The following is a 16,881-nucleotide window of genomic DNA, read 5'->3' on the forward strand; positions in this document are numbered from 1 at the left end:
ATATTTATCGTAAAACCAATCAAAAACATTCATCACAACTTAAAAACACCCTGAAATTCCTTTTGTAGAGGAAAAGTCAGGGTGCTGTACATGAAGATTTAGGAACCCGCCTATGCCGTCCGGCTACATTGTCTTATGAACCTGCTTGGCAGGTGGGTGACCGCAAAAATGCTTTTTGAAGTCCCCATGTCGTATAGACAGGGCTTTTCAGCAACATTCTGTGTTGATCTCCCGAAGACATCATCATTGGTTCAAAACAACGAATAACCGAAACGTACATCGCAGGATGTACAATTATTATATCCCTAACTGTGTAAAAAGTAAATGGCGATCCATCATGTTTTATTTTTGCAATGTAATGTTTTTGTCGTCTGATGGCTCAGGTGTTTCACCATTCTCTGCTGATTGTTCAGCCAGCGCGGCAGCTTCCTCTTCTTCCTTCTTCAGCTGCATCTTCTCCATCTGCTCCTGCATCTTGTTGAAGGTTGCGTAGAAGTTAAAGAATGCGAACCAAGCAATGATGCTGATAATGAAGAAAACGAACAAGACCGGATAACGGAAACCGATGTAGAACAACAATCCACTTCCCAGCAATGTGGAAAATACACGGAATGGTCTGATCAGCGTAAGCAATACCGCGTTTTTGATAATGAGTCCGATGGACATATGATAGTGTACAACCATCGAGAAAAAGTTAAAGAGTGATACAAATAACAACAGAAGCAGTACTAGCATAATGATTCCCACGAGCTGCATGTTGCGGAACTGCGTCATGTAAACTGTATAATCCAGATACATAATCGCGAACAGCAGTGTGTAAAAAATGCCCCCAATTAAACTTTGCTTGTAGTTTTCCTTGTAACCTACAAAGAAAGTACGGAAGATCGGTACATCCGTATCGCCCATATTCCATTTACGAACAACCGTAAACAGCGCCGAAGTCGCCGGGAACAGTGTAAGCGGTGCCACAATAGCTATAGCCCAGTTCATTTGCAATGATTCGTTTGCGAGGTTCTGCTGCATCACGAGCAGTTTCATAATCAAGAAAAACAAGAACGGAGACGAACAAATAGCCCACAACAGATTGGTTGCGGCCAGTCTCGTAATCCACTCTGTAAGCCGGTAGATCCCACCCATAGCTCCTTTAAATTCCAAACATTTCTCCTCCTCTGCAGCCTTGCGTATTACCTGAAGTCTAATATTAATATACCTTATTATAGATAGGAAAAGCCAGTACTTCCCGAAAAGAGATCGTCATTGTCCTTAGCTAACGCTTCTGGCAGTGAAAAAAATGATGCAGTAATTTTGAAAATAAAAAAATGGAGCAGTTGCCCGCTCCATTTTTCAGATCATACGTTTATATTACTCGAAAGAAGAATCTTTCGCTGGACGACGTCCTTCGTTACTGCTTGGACGCGGTTTGCGGTCACGGTTGTAACCACCTTCTCTGCTTCCACCGCCAGTGCTGCTGCCGCTGTTACGATCACGGTTGTAACCGCCACGTCCGCCGCCACTGCTGTTGCGATCGCGGTTGTAACCACCACCACTGCCGCCGCTACCACTTGTGCGGTTACCGCTGTAACCTGATGGTTTACGTCCGCCAGAGCGAACATCCGGTTTACGACGTTTTGCACGAATTGGATCTTCAGGAGTCAGATCAACTTGAGCATCTTTCTTATCACCTGTCAGGAGCTTCAGTGCAGCCGACAACAGTTGAACAGAATCATATTGCTCAAGCATTTGAATCGCAATACCTTTGTATTCGTTCAGTTCGCCTGATTGTACGATTTCCAGCAAGCGCTCTGCTGTCAAACGTTGTTTACCTTCAACCGCTTCTGCCATTGTTGGCAGTGGTTTACGTGGAATACGGTGACGTGTTACACGCTCGATGAAGTGCAAGTGATCAATCTCACGTGGTGTAACGAAGGACCAAGCAGCACCCTCTTTACCCGCACGACCTGTACGACCGATACGGTGAACATAGCTCTCCGGATCTTGCGGAAGGTCAAAGTTAACAACGTGAGTTACGCCAGATACGTCGAGACCACGTGCAGCCACGTCTGTTGCAACGAGAACGTCAATGCTGCCGTCACGGAACTTACGCATTACCGCATCACGTTGATTCTGGGACAGGTCACCATGAAGACCGTCTGCAGAATATCCACGTTTTTGCAAAGCTTCAGCCAATTCGTCAACACGACGTTTTGTACGTCCGAATACGATCGCCAGTTCAGGAGATTCCATATCCAACAAACGGCTCAATGCTTCGAATTTTTGACGCTCAGGTACTTCGATATAGGATTGGTCAATCAATGGTGCACTAACATGTTTCGGAATCACAGAAATGTGTTCAGGATTGTTCAAGAATTGTTGTGCCAATTTTTGAATGTTAGGAGGCATTGTTGCTGAGAACAGCATGGTTTGGCGCTCGTCTGGAACTTGTTTAAGGATGGATTGGATATCCTCCATGAAACCCATGTCGAGCATTTCATCTGCTTCATCCAGTACAACAGTTTGTACATCATCTAGTTTGATTGTTTTGCGGTTGATGTGGTCAAGGAGACGTCCAGGTGTACCAATGATGATCTGTGGTTTTCTTTTCAGTGCACGGATTTGACGCACGATATCTTGTCCGCCGTAGATTGGCAGGGAGCGCAGACCTTTGAAGCGAGTGAGTTTTTCGATCTCTTCAGCAACTTGAATTGCAAGTTCACGTGTAGGTGCCATAATAAGGGCGCGGATTTTCTCATCACTTTTTGTGATTTTGCTGATCAACGGAATACCGAATGCAGCTGTTTTACCCGTACCTGTTTGAGCTTGACCAATCAAATCTCTGCCTTCGAGTGCCAAAGGAATCGCTTTGGATTGGATCGGTGTTGCTTCTTCAAACCCGAGCTCAGTGATGGCTTGCAGCACCAGTGGTTCAAGATTGAAATCTGTAAAGTTTAAATTTGTCAAAATTATTCATGCTCCTTTTATATGGTGGACATGGTGGACAATCCACTTTGTTGTCTGTATTCTTAAGTAGCGTTAATATTTATAGGGTATCCCAACGGGACGGATTATTTTCACTAACGAATATAATTCCATGAATGGGTCCCCAACATAAGACTAAAACTACATACATATGTTTGAAACATTTCAAAATTTTATTGCTCCATTTAGGAAAAGTTTCCTACTCAAGAATATCCACAAATTATTATATCACAAAACAATTCAAGATTACCAGCAATCTGGTTTTAAATATAAATGAGGTGATTAAATTGCCCAAAATAATTTGGCACTCTTTAGTGATCATTTTGGGTGCTGCAGCTATTGCCTGCGGCTTCAACTGGTTTTTGGTCCCCCATCAGCTTTTAAGCGGCGGGGTGTCCGGTATTTCAATGCTTCTGGGTTATTTTACAACGTTGAATCTTAGTATAATGTATTTTGTTCTTAACATTCCCCTGCTCATTGCAGGTTGGTTTATTCTTGGACGACGCTTCATTACATTAAGTATTCTTTCGGTAGCAGCCACTTCTTGGTTCATTGCGCTTCTGCCTGTTTTTGCTGTGGCTACAGACCCTTTACTTAGTTCTGTATTTGGCGGTGTGCTTATTGGAATGGGTACTGGTGTTTCCTTCCGAGTTGGCGGCTCCACAGGAGGACTCGACATTGTTGGGTCCATTTTCACGCGTAAACGAGACTTTCCGATTGGTACAGTGATGGCCGGCATGAACGGTTCGATCATTATGCTTGCAGGATACCTGAGTGACAATTGGAATACAGCCTTGGCCTCCATGGTATCCATCTACATTACAGGCAAAGTGCTTGACCTGATCCATATCAGTCACGTCAAAGTAACACTGTACATTATTACCAACGAAACCGAAGCCATGTTAAAAAAATTACTTGTTCGGCCTCGTGGAGTTACCAAAATTAAGACTCAGGGAGCATACACGGATATTGAGAAGGACATGCTCATGACCGTTACCACCCGCTACGAGTTGGTTGAAATTAAACGTATTATCAAGGATACAGATCCAAACGCTTTTGTTAACATTGTGGAAACGGTTGGTGTTATGGGTTCATTTCGCAGAAGTTGAGACACCTGTACGGTTAACAATTCACAACATTGTGGTATAATAACGGTGTACGGCTCCTAAATATGTTGTATAGCAGGTTCAACCCTTCAATTTCACAGGCCATGTGCTTTCCCGAATCGCGCCGAATGACTTACCATTTTGGAATTCGAGTAGGAAAGGGTGATTATTGTGGATATGGAAACGGTAAAACTGTTTGAGATTGTCAACAGATGGTGCCCGGAAATGCTCCCTTTCTTGAAACCGAATGAACTCGACTCACTGATTGTCCTCCGGGATGGGCTGGGCATCCTGGAACAGGGAGACGCAATGGAAATCATTCAGTACAGTATTTGTGAGCATCAAAATGAGATTTACATTCAATAATTTTTTTCAGATTGATCACGCCGCTTCTTGCAGGGGATTTCCTCAGCAGGAAGCGGTTTTCATTTTTTCCATGTGTTTCATTACTTGATTAATATGGTTAAAAGCCCAGAGGCTTTAATGTATAATTCATACATGGAATGCACACATAAGGGAGTGGAAATGAATGAACATGTTTTGGGCTTTACTGGCTATGGCCTTTGGAAGCTTTGGTGGTGCCCCCGCAGTGGCGGACCAGGGAAACCCTCAATTCCAATCGTTAACCAACAGTTTTAATACCGCAATTATCCAATCTCAAAAAGACCAGGTTGTTATTGACGCCGATAACCCACCTGCCAAAATGGATCCTCAACCTGATGCACCTGTGGTCAAAGGTATTTATGTAACGGCCTACAGCGCAGGCGGCGCACGTATGAAAGAATTGTTGGACCTGACAGACAGCACAGAACTGAATGCCATGGTCATTGATATCAAAGACGATCTCGGATACATAACTTATCCCACAGAAAACAAAGCGCTTCAGAAAATTGGCAAATCCCAACCTTTTATTCGGGATATCGATGCCTTGATGAAAAAATTGCAAAAACATGAGGTCTACCCGATTGCACGTGTCGTTGTATTCAAAGATACGATTCTTGCCAAGAAAAATCCGGAGCTCTCCTTCCGAAACAAGGATGGATCTGTATGGGCGAATGGCAAAGGCGACAGCTTTGTGAATCCATACAGTAAGGAAGTATGGGACTATAACATTGAGATTGCCAAGGAAGCAGCCAAGCTTGGATTCAAAGAGATTCAATTTGACTACGTTCGTTTCCCGGAAGGTTTCGAAACTCGAGCCGATGTACTGAAATATACCAAATCCGACAAGTCACGCGTCGATGTTGTGGCTGAATTCGTGCAATATGCACGCAAGGAGCTGGCACCGCTAGGTGTTCGTGTGTCGGTTGATATTTTCGGTTATGCCGCTTCTGTACCTGCGGCTGAAGGCATTGGACAGGATTTTGTTAAGATATCCGAAAATGTAGACGTGATCTCACCGATGGTATACCCTAGTCACTATTCTACTGGCTGGTATGGGGTCAAGGACCCTGACAAAGATCCTTACACAACCATCAAGGGTTCAATGGAAGATACACACAAGAAATTGGACCCTACCAAAGAACTCAAACCCGTCATTCGTCCATGGATTCAGGACTTCACAGCAAGCTGGCTGGGCAGTGGGCATTATGTCAAGTATGGCAAGAAACAAGTGGAAGACCAGATTAGAGCGATGAAGGACATGGATGTGCATGAATATCTGCTCTGGAATGCGTCCAACCGTTATACATCAGGTGTACAATATAAGTAATCCGCACTCTTTCATACTTCTCATTTCATCCAACCTCGTTCTGCTTCAGGCGGAGCGAGGTTTTTTGGTGTTCATTTTTCTCTGCACACCCCTCCTCTGCTTCTGTCCCTATTCAAATTGAACAAAATCCTCTACAATAAGTAGCTGTCCATATATGACACTTGGATGACATCTATTAAGAATAGCGAGGCACTGCCAGTGAACATGAACACAACAAGTTTTTCCCAAAAAGTGAAGCAATTCCTGATTATATTTTTGCCCATCTTCACCACTCAAATCGCCCTCTCTGCCATGTCGTTCTTCGACACGAATATGTCAGGCAAGTTTTCTCCGGCCGACCTTGCAGGCGTCGCGATTGGTACAAGTCTATGGATGCCAGTTCAAACTGGACTAAGCGGGATTCTAATTGGCATAACGCCTGTTGTTTCCCATCTGCTGGGTTCCAAACGTAATGATCAGATCGGGTATAACGTCATACAGGCGTTGTATCTCGGGATTGCTGTCAGTCTCGTCGTGATCGGAGCCGGGGCGTTGTTACTTGGCCCTATACTGAACGGAATGCCTCTGGAACCCCGAGTTGCCCAAGTTGCCTTCTATTTTTTGTGCGCACTTGCTTTTGGCATTATCCCGCTCTTCGGATATACGGTGCTGCGCAGCTTCATGGATGCACTTGGCCAGACACGGACTACGATGTTCATTACGTTGATTTCCCTGCCCGTTAACATTTTTCTAAATTATCTGCTGATATTCGGCCGCTGGGGCTTTCCACAATTGGGCGGTGTTGGTGCTGGTGTTGCTACAGCATGTACATACTGGCTGATCTTTCTTATTAGTCTCTTTTTTGTCCATCGGGTCGAACCTTTCGCCCAGTATGGCATTTTCCGTCAATGGACCCGTGTATCCTTGTCCAAATGGAAAGAGTTACTTAAGATTGGAGTGCCCATCGGATTTGCGACTTTTTTCGAAACGTCCATCTTCGCTGCTGTGACTTTAATGATGAGCCGTTTCGATACCACAACAATTGCTGCCCACCAGGCGGCGCTGAATTTCGCTTCTACGCTCTACATGCTGCCTGTGAGCATATGTATGGCTCTTACGATCCTTGTGGGCTATGAGGCAGGTGCGGGACGTCTGAGAGATGCCAAACAATACAGTCTGCTTGGCATTGGTGGAGCCATCGGCCTCTCACTGCTGACAGCGATCGTATTGATTGTGTTCGGCGAACAGATTGCAGGTGTGTATTCAAACGATCGAGAGGTCATTGCACTTACGCAGCATTTCCTCATCTACGCCATTTTCTTTCAGATCTCGGATGCGATTGCTACACCGACTCAAGGAGCATTACGTGGCTACAAAGATGTTAATCCGGCACTGATCATCACGTTCGTAGCATATTGGATCATTGGCTTGCCTGTAGGTTATCTAACTGCTACGTATACTTCACTCGGTGCCTTCGGATACTGGATCGGCCTCATTGCCGGCCTTGCTGTAGGAGCAACAGCGCTTCTCTGGCGACTCTTCCTGGTACAAAAACAAGCCGCACTCCGCAAGGCGTAACATCGATATACTCACTCCGTGAAACAACAAAAAGAGCACAATCCACGTTAAAGCGGGATTGTGCTCTTTGCTTATGAATCGAATTATTGGGACAAACGTTGTGCAAGCTCGTAAGTCTCCATATCGAAATCTTTTTTTGTGTTAACCACTTTATCAATATCCGTCAGGGTAAGTTCACCCTTGATAATGCCACAACCTTTGTCTGTCTCGCCTGCAATCAGACTGCGAACAGCGAAGTCGCCAAGACGGCTTGCCAGGTTACGGTCGAAAGGTGTTGGCGTACCCCCACGCTGGATGTGACCCAGAACGGTTACACGTGGCTCATACGTTGGGCAACGTTCCATCAGTTCTTTTGCTACATCCTCACCCTTGCCTACGCCTTCTGCAACAATGATAATACTATGACGTTTACCATGTGCAAAGTTAGCTTTCATCCGATCTGCTACTTCGTCCATGTCAAATGGAACTTCTGGGACAAGAATCGTTTCAGCACCCGAAGCAAGTCCGGCATGCAGAGCGATATCCCCACAGTGACGACCCATAACTTCCACGATGGAAGAACGTTCGTGTGAAGACATCGTATCACGCAATTTGTTTACTGCGTCAACCACTATGCTTACAGCTGTATCAAATCCGATGGTATAGTCGGTGAATGAAATATCGTTATCAATCGTTCCCGGCAGACCCATGGTGTTAATGCCCAGCTTGCTCAGTTTGTTTGCTCCGTTGTAAGAACCATCCCCACCGATAACAACCAGACCGTCAATGCCACGCGCACGCAGAATGTCCGCACCTTTTTGCTGACCTTCAGCGGTATAGAACTCCTTGCAACGTGCCGATTGAAGAACCGTTCCCCCACGTTGGATGATATCCCCTACACTCCGCAAATCCATTGGGAAAATGTCATTATTCAAAAGACCCTGGTATCCACGTTGAACTCCATATACTTCGAGACCGTGAAACAGTCCGCTGCGAACAACCGCACGAACAGCCGCGTTCATCCCCTGTGAATCACCACCGCTCGTTAATACTGCGATTTTCTTTACTGCTGTCATGATGTTTCTTCCTCCTCTAGTTTCACTTCAGGCTCCGCAATATCACACCTGACTTACATATTTCTCCGTATCCAGCGACTGAAAATGAAGAAAAATATTCTTGTGATCGGGCTATTTTTCAGCAGACGTTTGGATACGACGCGAACTTCCTGTTGTTCGCTGACTTTGGGATCAGACAGGTAAATGGCAATCAGTCCTTCGATGATCATCCGGTGAAAGGAGCTTCCCGGAATCTTCTGCACATCGCTGCGTGCCATCTCCACAATAAAAGCAATTCGGTCCAGCATTGTCTCTACATTCTCATAATAGTTGCAGAAGTTGAGATCTCCCCCGATGCGGTCCTCATCCTGATCAATTAAATAATCGAGCATAATGTGCAATGCGCATACATGTGGGAAATAGGCCGTGTGGATCGAGGCCGCTTGCTCTTCAGTCAACTGATCGTCACTCGCAGCCAGAAACAGCATGAAAACGCCCAGTGTAGAGCCAGTTGCAGCAGCAAATTCGTTCCAACGAAACTGAGGTGTACGATGACGATGCTCCGACCACCATTCGAGCAGTGCCGTTTCTCTCAGTTCCGGCTTGATATGCTTATATACCTGCAGGTCCGTGTATAGGCCTGCCAGATCCTGAATTTGGGGCTTGGCGGACGTATAGCCTGGTAACTGACGGGTCAGTTCCTGACATGTGGTCACCAGATTCCGCAGATATCCGCCGTCATCCTGCTCCTCACGGAGGGCATAATAATTGACGGGAATTGCTTCGGGATCTACCGCATCAAGCATAGATTGATGGAGAAGACGAAAGTCATCCGGGTCCATCGACGTGCTGCGGTCGCACAGATTGTCCAAATAATCACTAATAGTTTGATATGAAACGATCAGCGGAATCAGAATGTGTCTGTTGGGCAAATCAGCTAGTGCGTAGACGGTTCCGCCTTCACAGTGAAACTGTTTATCCTTCAGACTGGCAAGTGCTTGCGTACGCAATTCTTCATTCGGAATCGCCTCAGCTTGGACTCGCCATCCATTCAGTGCCTTCCGTGTTTCCGGAATGGTGTATTTGTACACCCCTCTCATCAATGCCAGCGGTCCACGCGGATATTGATGACGTTTTCGATTTGATTGGCTCAAAATAAATGTGCCTCCACTTGGTTGAATACGTATTAGAGCGATTTTTAACCATTCCTATTATAATATGATCCCCTTAATTGTACAAATGATCTGCCGCATATTCCGCATAAAAAATCGCATCCGCGCCCAAAGCTTTGTGATATACTAGGCATATTTCATCCATTAAAGGAGTCGTTGACATGTCGTCAAGTGAATCACTTTCGTGGAGACGGTTATTTTCTTTTTTTGTGCCACTTGGCATTTCCGCCTCTCTCGTCACCATTTCTCACGTCATCATAAACAGCACATTAGCACGTTCTGCTCATCCCGAGACGGTTATTGCCAGCTATGCCATCGCCGGTAGCTTGTTAACCCTCACGGAACGTCCCTCCACCCTGCTGCGGCAAACCTGTTCCGCACTGGTTCGCGATCGCCTTTCCTTTCAGGCCCTCACGTTTGTGACCAAAATATTTCTTGCCTGTGTGCTTCTCATTGGGTTTCTCATCGTATACTCTCCCGTTGGTACAGGGGTGTTCAAATACTTGTTTGGTGTAAGTCCGGATCTGCTGAACAAGGTCATCGACGTATATGAAATTCTCATGTATGTGAGTATCTTTTCAGTGATCCGCAACATTTATCAGGGGATCATCATTACGAATAACCGCACCAAGTGGTTAACCATCGGGATGGTATTCCGTTTAGCCGGCATGTACGGCCTATCCCTCTATTTCATATATACAGACAGCATTGACAGTGGACGTGTAGGCGCTATCATTTTTGCTGCTGGCATGATGATTGAAGCGCTGGTCAGCTTTCTGGAGGGAAACAGCATCAAACGCAAGATGCCAGCCAAGCTTGAGGATCATCCCGTCGAGAGCAAGGGAGACGTATTTCGCTTTTATAAGCCGCTGCTGTTATCCAGCTTTGTAGCGCTGTTCATAGGACCGGTTATTAACATTGTACTGGGCAAAACGACAGGGATCGCACTGGCCATTTCGTCCTTTGCCATAGCAAGCAGTCTGATGCAGTTGATGCTAAGCTTCTTTACATACATCCATCAGATCGTGCTGAATTTCTACCTTGTGGACGCCAAACTGGTACGAAAATTCGCACTTGTGACCGGATTTATTCCGTTTGCGATGATGGTGTCGATTGCCTATACCCCCTTGGGACCTTGGGTACTCGAAAATGTCATGAGCGTTCAGGGTGAACTGTTGAAACAAAGTCTGTGGACACTGCGTGCGTTTGTCTTATTTCCGCTGATCTTCCCTTTTCTGGATTTCAGCAATGGCCTCATTCTGCTTCGCGGCCAGACAAAAACGATGTTTCGTTCGCAAACGGCGAATGCCATCTGCACGGTAATTGTGCTGCTTATACTGGTTAGTATTTTCCCTGCGTGGAACGGTATGATTGGCGCTGTAGCCCAATCCCTTGGCCTGCTCGCCGAACTTATCATTGTCTGGCTTGTCATCCGGCGCACACAGAAAGAACCTACGATGTCCGTGCCGAAAGCCCGTAAATCAACATCCCTGAAGGGGTAATAAAATCATTGAATTGTTATCAGGATTGGAGTCTCCCATCATGAAATTAAGTCACAACGCCCGCCCGGATCAGAACTGGCTGCGGGCTCTCATGTTCACCATCTTTGGTTCCACCGTTCTGGTGGTATCCTACTTCCAGCTTTACTTCAGTCATCTGGGCTTCAGTCGGGCTGAGATTGGTTATCTCTACGGGATCGGCCCACTCATCTCCGTGTTCTCCAATATGTTCTGGAGTATGGCCAGCGACCGCTACCAAACGGTACGCAAAGTGATGATCATTCTGCTTGGAGGCCAATTGATCACAGGAGTCATGCTCGCCAATGCGACAACTTTCGGTCAGGTATTTGTACTCGTAACCCTGTTTTACTTTTTCTATTATCCGGTCTATCCACTCTCCGATACGATGGCTATTACAACCGCCAGCAAGTACGGCCGAAATTTCACTTCCATTCGAGTCTTCGGATCGATCGGTTATGCCTTCTTTGCATTAAGTATCGGGTATTTCCTTGGATCTTTTGGTCCAGCATGGACGATTTGGGTCTGTGTTGGTCTTGCTGCCACTACACTATTGATCAGTTTTCAATTGAAGGATCAACCTTCGGGAAGCAGTAGCAAAATGGATCTATCGGGGTTATGGGCTATTTTGAAACGCAGAGATGTGCTCACCTTTTTTGGCTGTGTGTTTTTGCTTGCCATGGGACATCGCATGAACGAAGCATTTCTTACCATCACGCTAAAAGATCTGGGTGCCAGCGAGGGGCTGATCGGCTGGTCTTTGCTGATCTCTTCCGTAAGTGAAATCCCCATATTTCTACTGCTCAGCAAGTATGGAAACCGTTATAAAGAGCTGCCGCTCATTGCTTTTGCTGCACTGATGTATACGGTTCGTTTGCTTCTCATGTCCATCTCCGATACACCTGCAGCTGTCGTTGCGATTCAGACGATGCACAGTGTTACCTTTGGTATTTTCTACGTTACGGCGGTCCGCTATATCATTCGCCTGGTTCCAGACGGTTACAGAGCTACGGGTATGGCTTTGTTCACCATTGTCTGGTCCAGTGCTTCGGGACTGCTTAGTGGAACGTTGGGCGGGCTGCTGCTGGAACATGCAGGCAGACAAACCTTCTATCTCACCGCTATGGCTTTCTCCCTGACTGCACTGATCGGTTTCGGATTGAAGTTATGGTCCAGCATGTCCAATCGTGTCTCCTGAACACACAGGGAACATACATCGTATTCAACCGTTATTTACACTGAGAAATCTCAGAATCAAAAAAAGCACAGCCTCCCATGGGGGACTGTGCTTAGGTTCTTAATATTCAGCTATAAATTTATCATATATAAGAAGTCCGTTGACCGGAAAAATTCTTACAGTTTGTTTACGTTAGCTGCTTGAGGACCACGGTTTCCATCAGTGATTTCGAATTCTACCGCTTGACCTTCTTCCAATGTTTTGAAGCCATCTCCTTGGATTGCGGAGAAATGTACGAATACGTCCTCGCCGCCTTCAACTGAAATAAAGCCATAGCCTTTTTCTGCGTTAAACCATTTAACTGTACCTTTCAAATGAAAAACCTCCTAAAAATATCGCCATCTATGGCGAATACCCTTATTATACTGTATGGGCTTCCATTTTGCAATTTATCTTTCCATAAATGTCGAAAAAATTTGCTTTGAATCGTAGGGTACGGTATCATTTTACCAAAACCGTTAGTTTGGAGACTACCTATGATAAAAAAACATGAAATATACAAAACAGACAAGTGGAATATGATGACCGTAGAAGTTCAAGGCAAATATCTCGTACTGCGAGAAATTTCGGAAGAGTGGGGCGAAGAATGCCATACGTTCCTTAGCCGTCCTGCATTAATGCACTGGGCTGAACGCCGTTTTCCAAAAGCAGATTTTGAGAACCGTGAGGATGAATGGCGTCAATTGATGGCTGCCTTCAAAGGGGTCTAACCCATGCAGCTTGACTCAAGCAATGTCGTCATTTTTATTATCCTTGCCTTCTCTCTTGGTATTGTGCTTATTTTGGGACGCAATTCCATCCCGGATCGATTGAGACGGGGAATGGCGCTTATTGCTACCCTGCTCATTTGTTTCGCCTTTTTCCTGATCGTTTATTTTCTGTATAACATGGGAATCTAATCACGGGGACCCAGATGCTCAAATATTTCATCGTGCCTAAGGTCATACTATACGAGATTATTCGTATTGTAAGGAGGAAGGCCGTTGAAATACCAGAAATCGCTATCTGTTATCCTGGTACTTAGTCTGATTCCTTCGTCTCTCTCCGCACAGGCAAGCGAGACGAAGGCAGCTTCGTCCATACATTTATCAGATCATCAAAGGAGGATTTCCATGAGTCAATTATTGAAACGTTCCGAGGTGCCGGCTGAGCATAGCTGGAAACTGGAAGATTTATTTGCCGATCAGAAAGCCTGGGATCAGGAATATGAAGAAGTATCGTCTTTGACCAAGAAGGCCTCCGAATTCCAAGGCAAACTGAATCAACCTGATGTACTCAAATCTTGCTTCGAATTCGAAGATGAGATCAGCCTCAAAATAGAACGCCTCTTTGTGTACGCACGTATGCATCAAGATGAAGACACAGCGAATCCTACATATCAAAACCTGTCCCAAAAAGCCCAGAAATTAGGCGTACGGGTTGGTGAAGCACTTTCTTTTGTCACACCGGAGATTCTTTCCCTGCCGGATGATCAGTTGGACGCATTTATTGCGAACGAAAAACTCTCTGCTTACACGTTTACATTGGAAGAGATGAAACGCGAAAAAGCCCACGTTCTTAGCCAAGCTGAAGAGGCTTTGCTTGCACAGGTAGGCAACCTTTCACAAGCACCACAGACAATCTTCAGCATGCTGAATAACGCTGACCTCAAGTTTCCAAGGATCAAGGATGAACATGGTAACGAAGTCGAGCTGACACACGGCAGCTACATTCAGTTCCTGGAGAATCCTAATCGTGAAGTTCGCGAACGTGCCTTCAAAGCGGTATACGAAACCTATGCCAAACAGAAGAACACAATTGCGGCTGCCCTGAATGCAAATGTAACCAAAAATATGTTCTATGCTAATGTTCGGAAGTATCCTTCCGTGATGGAAATGTCCCTATATGGAGATAACATCCCAACGGATGTGTATACCAATCTGGTAGACACCATTCACGAGAGCCTTCCGTTATTGCATCGTTATATGGACCTGCGCAAAAAGTTGCTGGGTGTGGATCAATTGCACATGTACGATCTGTTCGCTCCACTCGTAGACGAATACAAAATGGATATTACCTACGAGGAAGCGAAACAAACGGTCAAAGATGGTCTGAAACCACTCGGCAAGGACTATGCTGACGCATTGCAGACTGGATATGATAACCGCTGGATCGATATATATGAGAATGAAAATAAACGTTCAGGCGCATATGCCTGGGGCGCTTACGGCACTCACCCTTATGTCTTGTTGAATCACAAAGATAACCTGAACAGCATGTTCACACTCGCACATGAAATGGGTCACGCTCTGCATTCACATTACTCGGATACAACACTTCCGTATCGTGATGCACAGTACACCATCTTCCTGGCTGAGGTTGCATCCACAACCAACGAAGCGTTGCTTATGGATTATCTGCTTAACAAATCAACAGATCCAAAGGAAAAATTGTATCTGTTGACCTATTATGCAGACCAATTCCGTACAACGGTATTCCGTCAGACCATGTTTGCTGAATTCGAGAAAATCATTCATGAACGTGCGGAACAAGGTGACGCATTAACACCACAATTGTTATCCGAGATCTATTATGATCTGAACGTTAAATATCACGGAGAAGGCATGGCTGTCGACAAAGAAATTGAAATGGAATGGGCTCGCATTCCACACTTCTATAACAGCTTCTACGTTTACAAATATGCTACAGGCTTCTCCGCAGCAACAAGCTTTTCCAAGCAAATTCTGGAAGAAGGCCAACCGGCTGTTGACCGATATCTTGGCTTCCTGAAGAGCGGTGGCAGTGATTACTCCATCAACATTCTGAAAAAAGCAGGTGTGGATATGTCTACACCACAGCCAATTCGTGAAGCCATGAGTGTGTTCAAGGAATTGATTGAACAGATGGAGCAATTAACCAAATAAGGTTGTCTTTCCATGTGACCTGCATCCCTTGCCCGTTGGGCAGGGGATTTTATCATCATTGCTAGATGCAACATACCCGAATATGGGTAATGCATATCTAGTTCTCAATTGTTCAACAAGGAGGCAACACCATGAAAATGCAATGGGCACTCATAGCAGGTCTTGTTTTTGCACTGCTCACGGGAATCTTTGCGGTCATTAATGTGGATTCCGTACAAGTCAACCTGTTATTTAACACGGTACAAATCCCGCTGATCTTGCTGATTCTAGGCTGTACCCTGATCGGTGGAATTATTGTAGGGTCATATGGCATCTATCGCCAATACAGACTGCAACGCGAGAACAAACAATTGAAATTGCGTGTATCTGAATTGGAAAGTTCCGCGACAAGCAAATCTACGTTGGATTCTTTTAAATCGATGGATTCGCTTGACTCCAATGAATCCGACAGCCTATTGGAGAATGATTCGATCCAGAGTCAGCGCAAAGGAAACCCTACGGGAACACTGTAACCAATCAGAGACAGCCTGCTGGCGAGTCAGGAATGGTAGTATCACATTCTCTCCCCCAGACAGGCTGTATTTTGTTTCACACCATACCCATGATCCGAGGAGGAAATTACACAATGAGTTTTACAATTGATGAATCATACGTTCTGTCTTTTCTGAAAAAATTGCTGGATACACCAAGCCCAAGTGGTTACACCCATCATATTATCGAGATGATCCGCAAGGAAGCAGAATCACTGGGCATCGCCTGTGAGCTGAATAATAAGGGCGGTGCAGTGCTCACATTGCCAGGGCAGGATTCGTCCAAGACAATTGCTTTGAGCGCCCACGTGGATACGCTAGGGGCCATGGTGCGCTCCATTACATCTTACGGCACATTGAAACTGACCTCTGTTGGTGGATTTTCCATGCAAAGTATCGAAAACGAATATTGTACCATCCATACTCGGGATGGAAAAACATACACAGGCACCATCCTCTCCCTTCACCCGTCTGTACACGTCTATCCAGATGCACGCACCTTTGAACGGACCGAGAGCCATATGGAAGTTCGAATCGATGAAGTCGTCTCTTCCAAGGAGGATGTGTTGAAACTCGGAATCTCTGTGGGCGATTTTATCTCCTTCGATGCTCGCGCCGTCATCACTCCGAGTGGTTATATCAAATCACGTCATCTGGACGACAAAGCCAGCGTGGCTGCGCTATTCGGCATCCTTGAGTCTGCACATCGCGAGGGCTGGAAACCATTACATAACGTCTCTCTGCTCATCTCCAACTATGAAGAAGTCGGACATGGCGCATCGTATATCCCTGCGGAAATCAGTGAAATGATCGCTGTAGACATGGGTGCGATGGGTGACGATCTCAGTTGTAAAGAAACCGACGTTTCCATATGTGCCAAGGACTCTTCTGGCCCGTATGACTATGATATGACTAGCCGTCTCATTGAGCTGGCCAAACAAGATGGCATGGATTACGTCGTCGACATTTATCCTCACTATGGCTCAGATGGCAGTGCAGCATTACGCGGAGGAAACAATATCCGAGCAGCGCTGATCGGTCCAGGAGTTCACGCATCTCATTCCATGGAGCGTACGCATAAGGATGCTGTCCTGAATACGGCACGATTGCTAGCTGCCTACATTACAACCAAGTAAAA

16 protein-coding genes and 1 other RNA gene are annotated in these 16,881 nt (G+C 45.7%); 11 read left to right on the forward strand and 6 right to left on the reverse strand.

Going from position 1 to position 16,881, the window contains the following annotated elements; all coding sequences use genetic code 11:
- Nucleotides 1–99: 99 nt before the first annotated feature.
- The 3 genes from ssrS to NSQ38_RS25700 form a co-directional block, all read right to left on the reverse strand.
- Nucleotides 100–291, reverse strand: a non-coding RNA gene (ssrS, locus tag NSQ38_RS25690) — 6S RNA.
- 51 nt (nucleotides 292–342) lie between these two features.
- Nucleotides 343–1,155 carry a DUF624 domain-containing protein gene (locus tag NSQ38_RS25695; protein ID WP_036609655.1) on the reverse strand — a complete coding sequence of 271 codons (813 nt, stop codon included), beginning with the start codon at nucleotides 1,153–1,155 and terminating at the stop codon, nucleotides 343–345.
- Nucleotides 1,156–1,362: 207 nt separating this feature from the next.
- Nucleotides 1,363–2,958: a DEAD/DEAH box helicase gene (locus tag NSQ38_RS25700; RefSeq protein ID WP_091017518.1), complete on the reverse strand. Its 1,596-nt coding sequence runs from the start codon at nucleotides 2,956–2,958 to the stop codon at nucleotides 1,363–1,365.
- A gap of 305 nt (nucleotides 2,959–3,263) precedes the next feature.
- Between NSQ38_RS25700 and NSQ38_RS25705 the strand changes: the two genes are divergently transcribed.
- The 4 genes from NSQ38_RS25705 (at nucleotide 3,264) to NSQ38_RS25720 (ending at nucleotide 7,350) form a co-directional block, all read left to right on the forward strand.
- Nucleotides 3,264–4,085, forward strand: coding sequence for a YitT family protein (locus NSQ38_RS25705; protein WP_091017520.1), 822 nt, complete (start codon nucleotides 3,264–3,266; stop codon nucleotides 4,083–4,085).
- A gap of 174 nt (nucleotides 4,086–4,259) precedes the next feature.
- Nucleotides 4,260–4,448, forward strand: a complete 189-nt coding sequence (locus NSQ38_RS25710; RefSeq protein ID WP_029880762.1) for a hypothetical protein — start codon at nucleotides 4,260–4,262, stop codon at nucleotides 4,446–4,448.
- A gap of 163 nt (nucleotides 4,449–4,611) precedes the next feature.
- The gene (locus NSQ38_RS25715) at nucleotides 4,612–5,793 is read left to right on the forward strand and encodes a putative glycoside hydrolase (protein ID WP_339784743.1); all 1,182 of its coding nucleotides are present in this window, start codon (nucleotides 4,612–4,614) and stop codon (nucleotides 5,791–5,793) included.
- A 204-nt stretch (nucleotides 5,794–5,997) separates the two neighbouring features.
- On the forward strand, nucleotides 5,998–7,350 hold the full coding sequence (locus NSQ38_RS25720; RefSeq protein ID WP_338594893.1) for an MATE family efflux transporter: 1,353 nt from the start codon (nucleotides 5,998–6,000) through the stop codon (nucleotides 7,348–7,350).
- Between the two features lie 83 nt (nucleotides 7,351–7,433).
- Here the strand turns inward: NSQ38_RS25720 and pfkA are convergent, their stop codons facing one another.
- A complete protein-coding gene (pfkA, locus tag NSQ38_RS25725) occupies nucleotides 7,434–8,405 on the reverse strand; it encodes a 6-phosphofructokinase (RefSeq protein WP_253433325.1) in 972 nt (323 codons plus the stop codon).
- Nucleotides 8,406–8,458: 53 nt separating this feature from the next.
- The gene (locus tag NSQ38_RS25730) at nucleotides 8,459–9,538 is read right to left on the reverse strand and encodes a tetraprenyl-beta-curcumene synthase family protein (protein ID WP_339784744.1); all 1,080 of its coding nucleotides are present in this window, start codon (nucleotides 9,536–9,538) and stop codon (nucleotides 8,459–8,461) included.
- Nucleotides 9,539–9,717: 179 nt separating this feature from the next.
- Here NSQ38_RS25730 and NSQ38_RS25735 point away from each other — a divergent pair, with 179 nt between their 5' ends.
- Nucleotides 9,718–11,058, forward strand: coding sequence for a multi antimicrobial extrusion protein MatE (locus NSQ38_RS25735; RefSeq protein ID WP_339784745.1), 1,341 nt, complete (start codon nucleotides 9,718–9,720; stop codon nucleotides 11,056–11,058).
- A 40-nt stretch (nucleotides 11,059–11,098) separates the two neighbouring features.
- Nucleotides 11,099–12,271, forward strand: coding sequence for an MFS transporter (locus NSQ38_RS25740; protein ID WP_339784747.1), 1,173 nt, complete (start codon nucleotides 11,099–11,101; stop codon nucleotides 12,269–12,271).
- A 155-nt stretch (nucleotides 12,272–12,426) separates the two neighbouring features.
- On the opposite strand, the gene NSQ38_RS25745 is transcribed toward NSQ38_RS25740, so the two are convergent.
- Nucleotides 12,427–12,624: a cold shock domain-containing protein gene (locus NSQ38_RS25745; RefSeq protein ID WP_017689394.1), complete on the reverse strand. Its 198-nt coding sequence runs from the start codon at nucleotides 12,622–12,624 to the stop codon at nucleotides 12,427–12,429.
- A 162-nt stretch (nucleotides 12,625–12,786) separates the two neighbouring features.
- Here NSQ38_RS25745 and NSQ38_RS25750 point away from each other — a divergent pair, with 162 nt between their 5' ends.
- The 5 genes from NSQ38_RS25750 to NSQ38_RS25770 all read left to right on the forward strand — a co-directional run bounded on the left by NSQ38_RS25750 (nucleotide 12,787) and on the right by NSQ38_RS25770 (nucleotide 16,879).
- Complete coding sequence (locus NSQ38_RS25750; protein ID WP_017689395.1) at nucleotides 12,787–13,020, forward strand: hypothetical protein; 234 nt, start codon at nucleotides 12,787–12,789, stop codon at nucleotides 13,018–13,020.
- 3 nt (nucleotides 13,021–13,023) lie between these two features.
- Nucleotides 13,024–13,209 carry a hypothetical protein gene (locus NSQ38_RS25755; RefSeq protein WP_339784749.1) on the forward strand — a complete coding sequence of 62 codons (186 nt, stop codon included), beginning with the start codon at nucleotides 13,024–13,026 and terminating at the stop codon, nucleotides 13,207–13,209.
- 213 nt (nucleotides 13,210–13,422) lie between these two features.
- Nucleotides 13,423–15,213, forward strand: a complete 1,791-nt coding sequence (gene pepF / locus NSQ38_RS25760; RefSeq protein ID WP_036609671.1) for an oligoendopeptidase F — start codon at nucleotides 13,423–13,425, stop codon at nucleotides 15,211–15,213.
- 131 nt (nucleotides 15,214–15,344) lie between these two features.
- Entirely contained in the window at nucleotides 15,345–15,725 is a 381-nt protein-coding gene (locus NSQ38_RS25765; protein ID WP_047842377.1) for a lipopolysaccharide assembly protein LapA domain-containing protein, read from the forward strand.
- 113 nt (nucleotides 15,726–15,838) lie between these two features.
- Entirely contained in the window at nucleotides 15,839–16,879 is a 1,041-nt protein-coding gene (locus NSQ38_RS25770) for a M42 family metallopeptidase (RefSeq protein WP_338593568.1), read from the forward strand.
- Nucleotides 16,880–16,881 lie beyond the last annotated feature (2 nt).

The sequence above is a fragment of the Paenibacillus sp. FSL R7-0313 genome (assembly GCF_037969885.1).
Taxonomy (GTDB): Bacteria; Bacillota; Bacilli; order Paenibacillales; family Paenibacillaceae; genus Paenibacillus.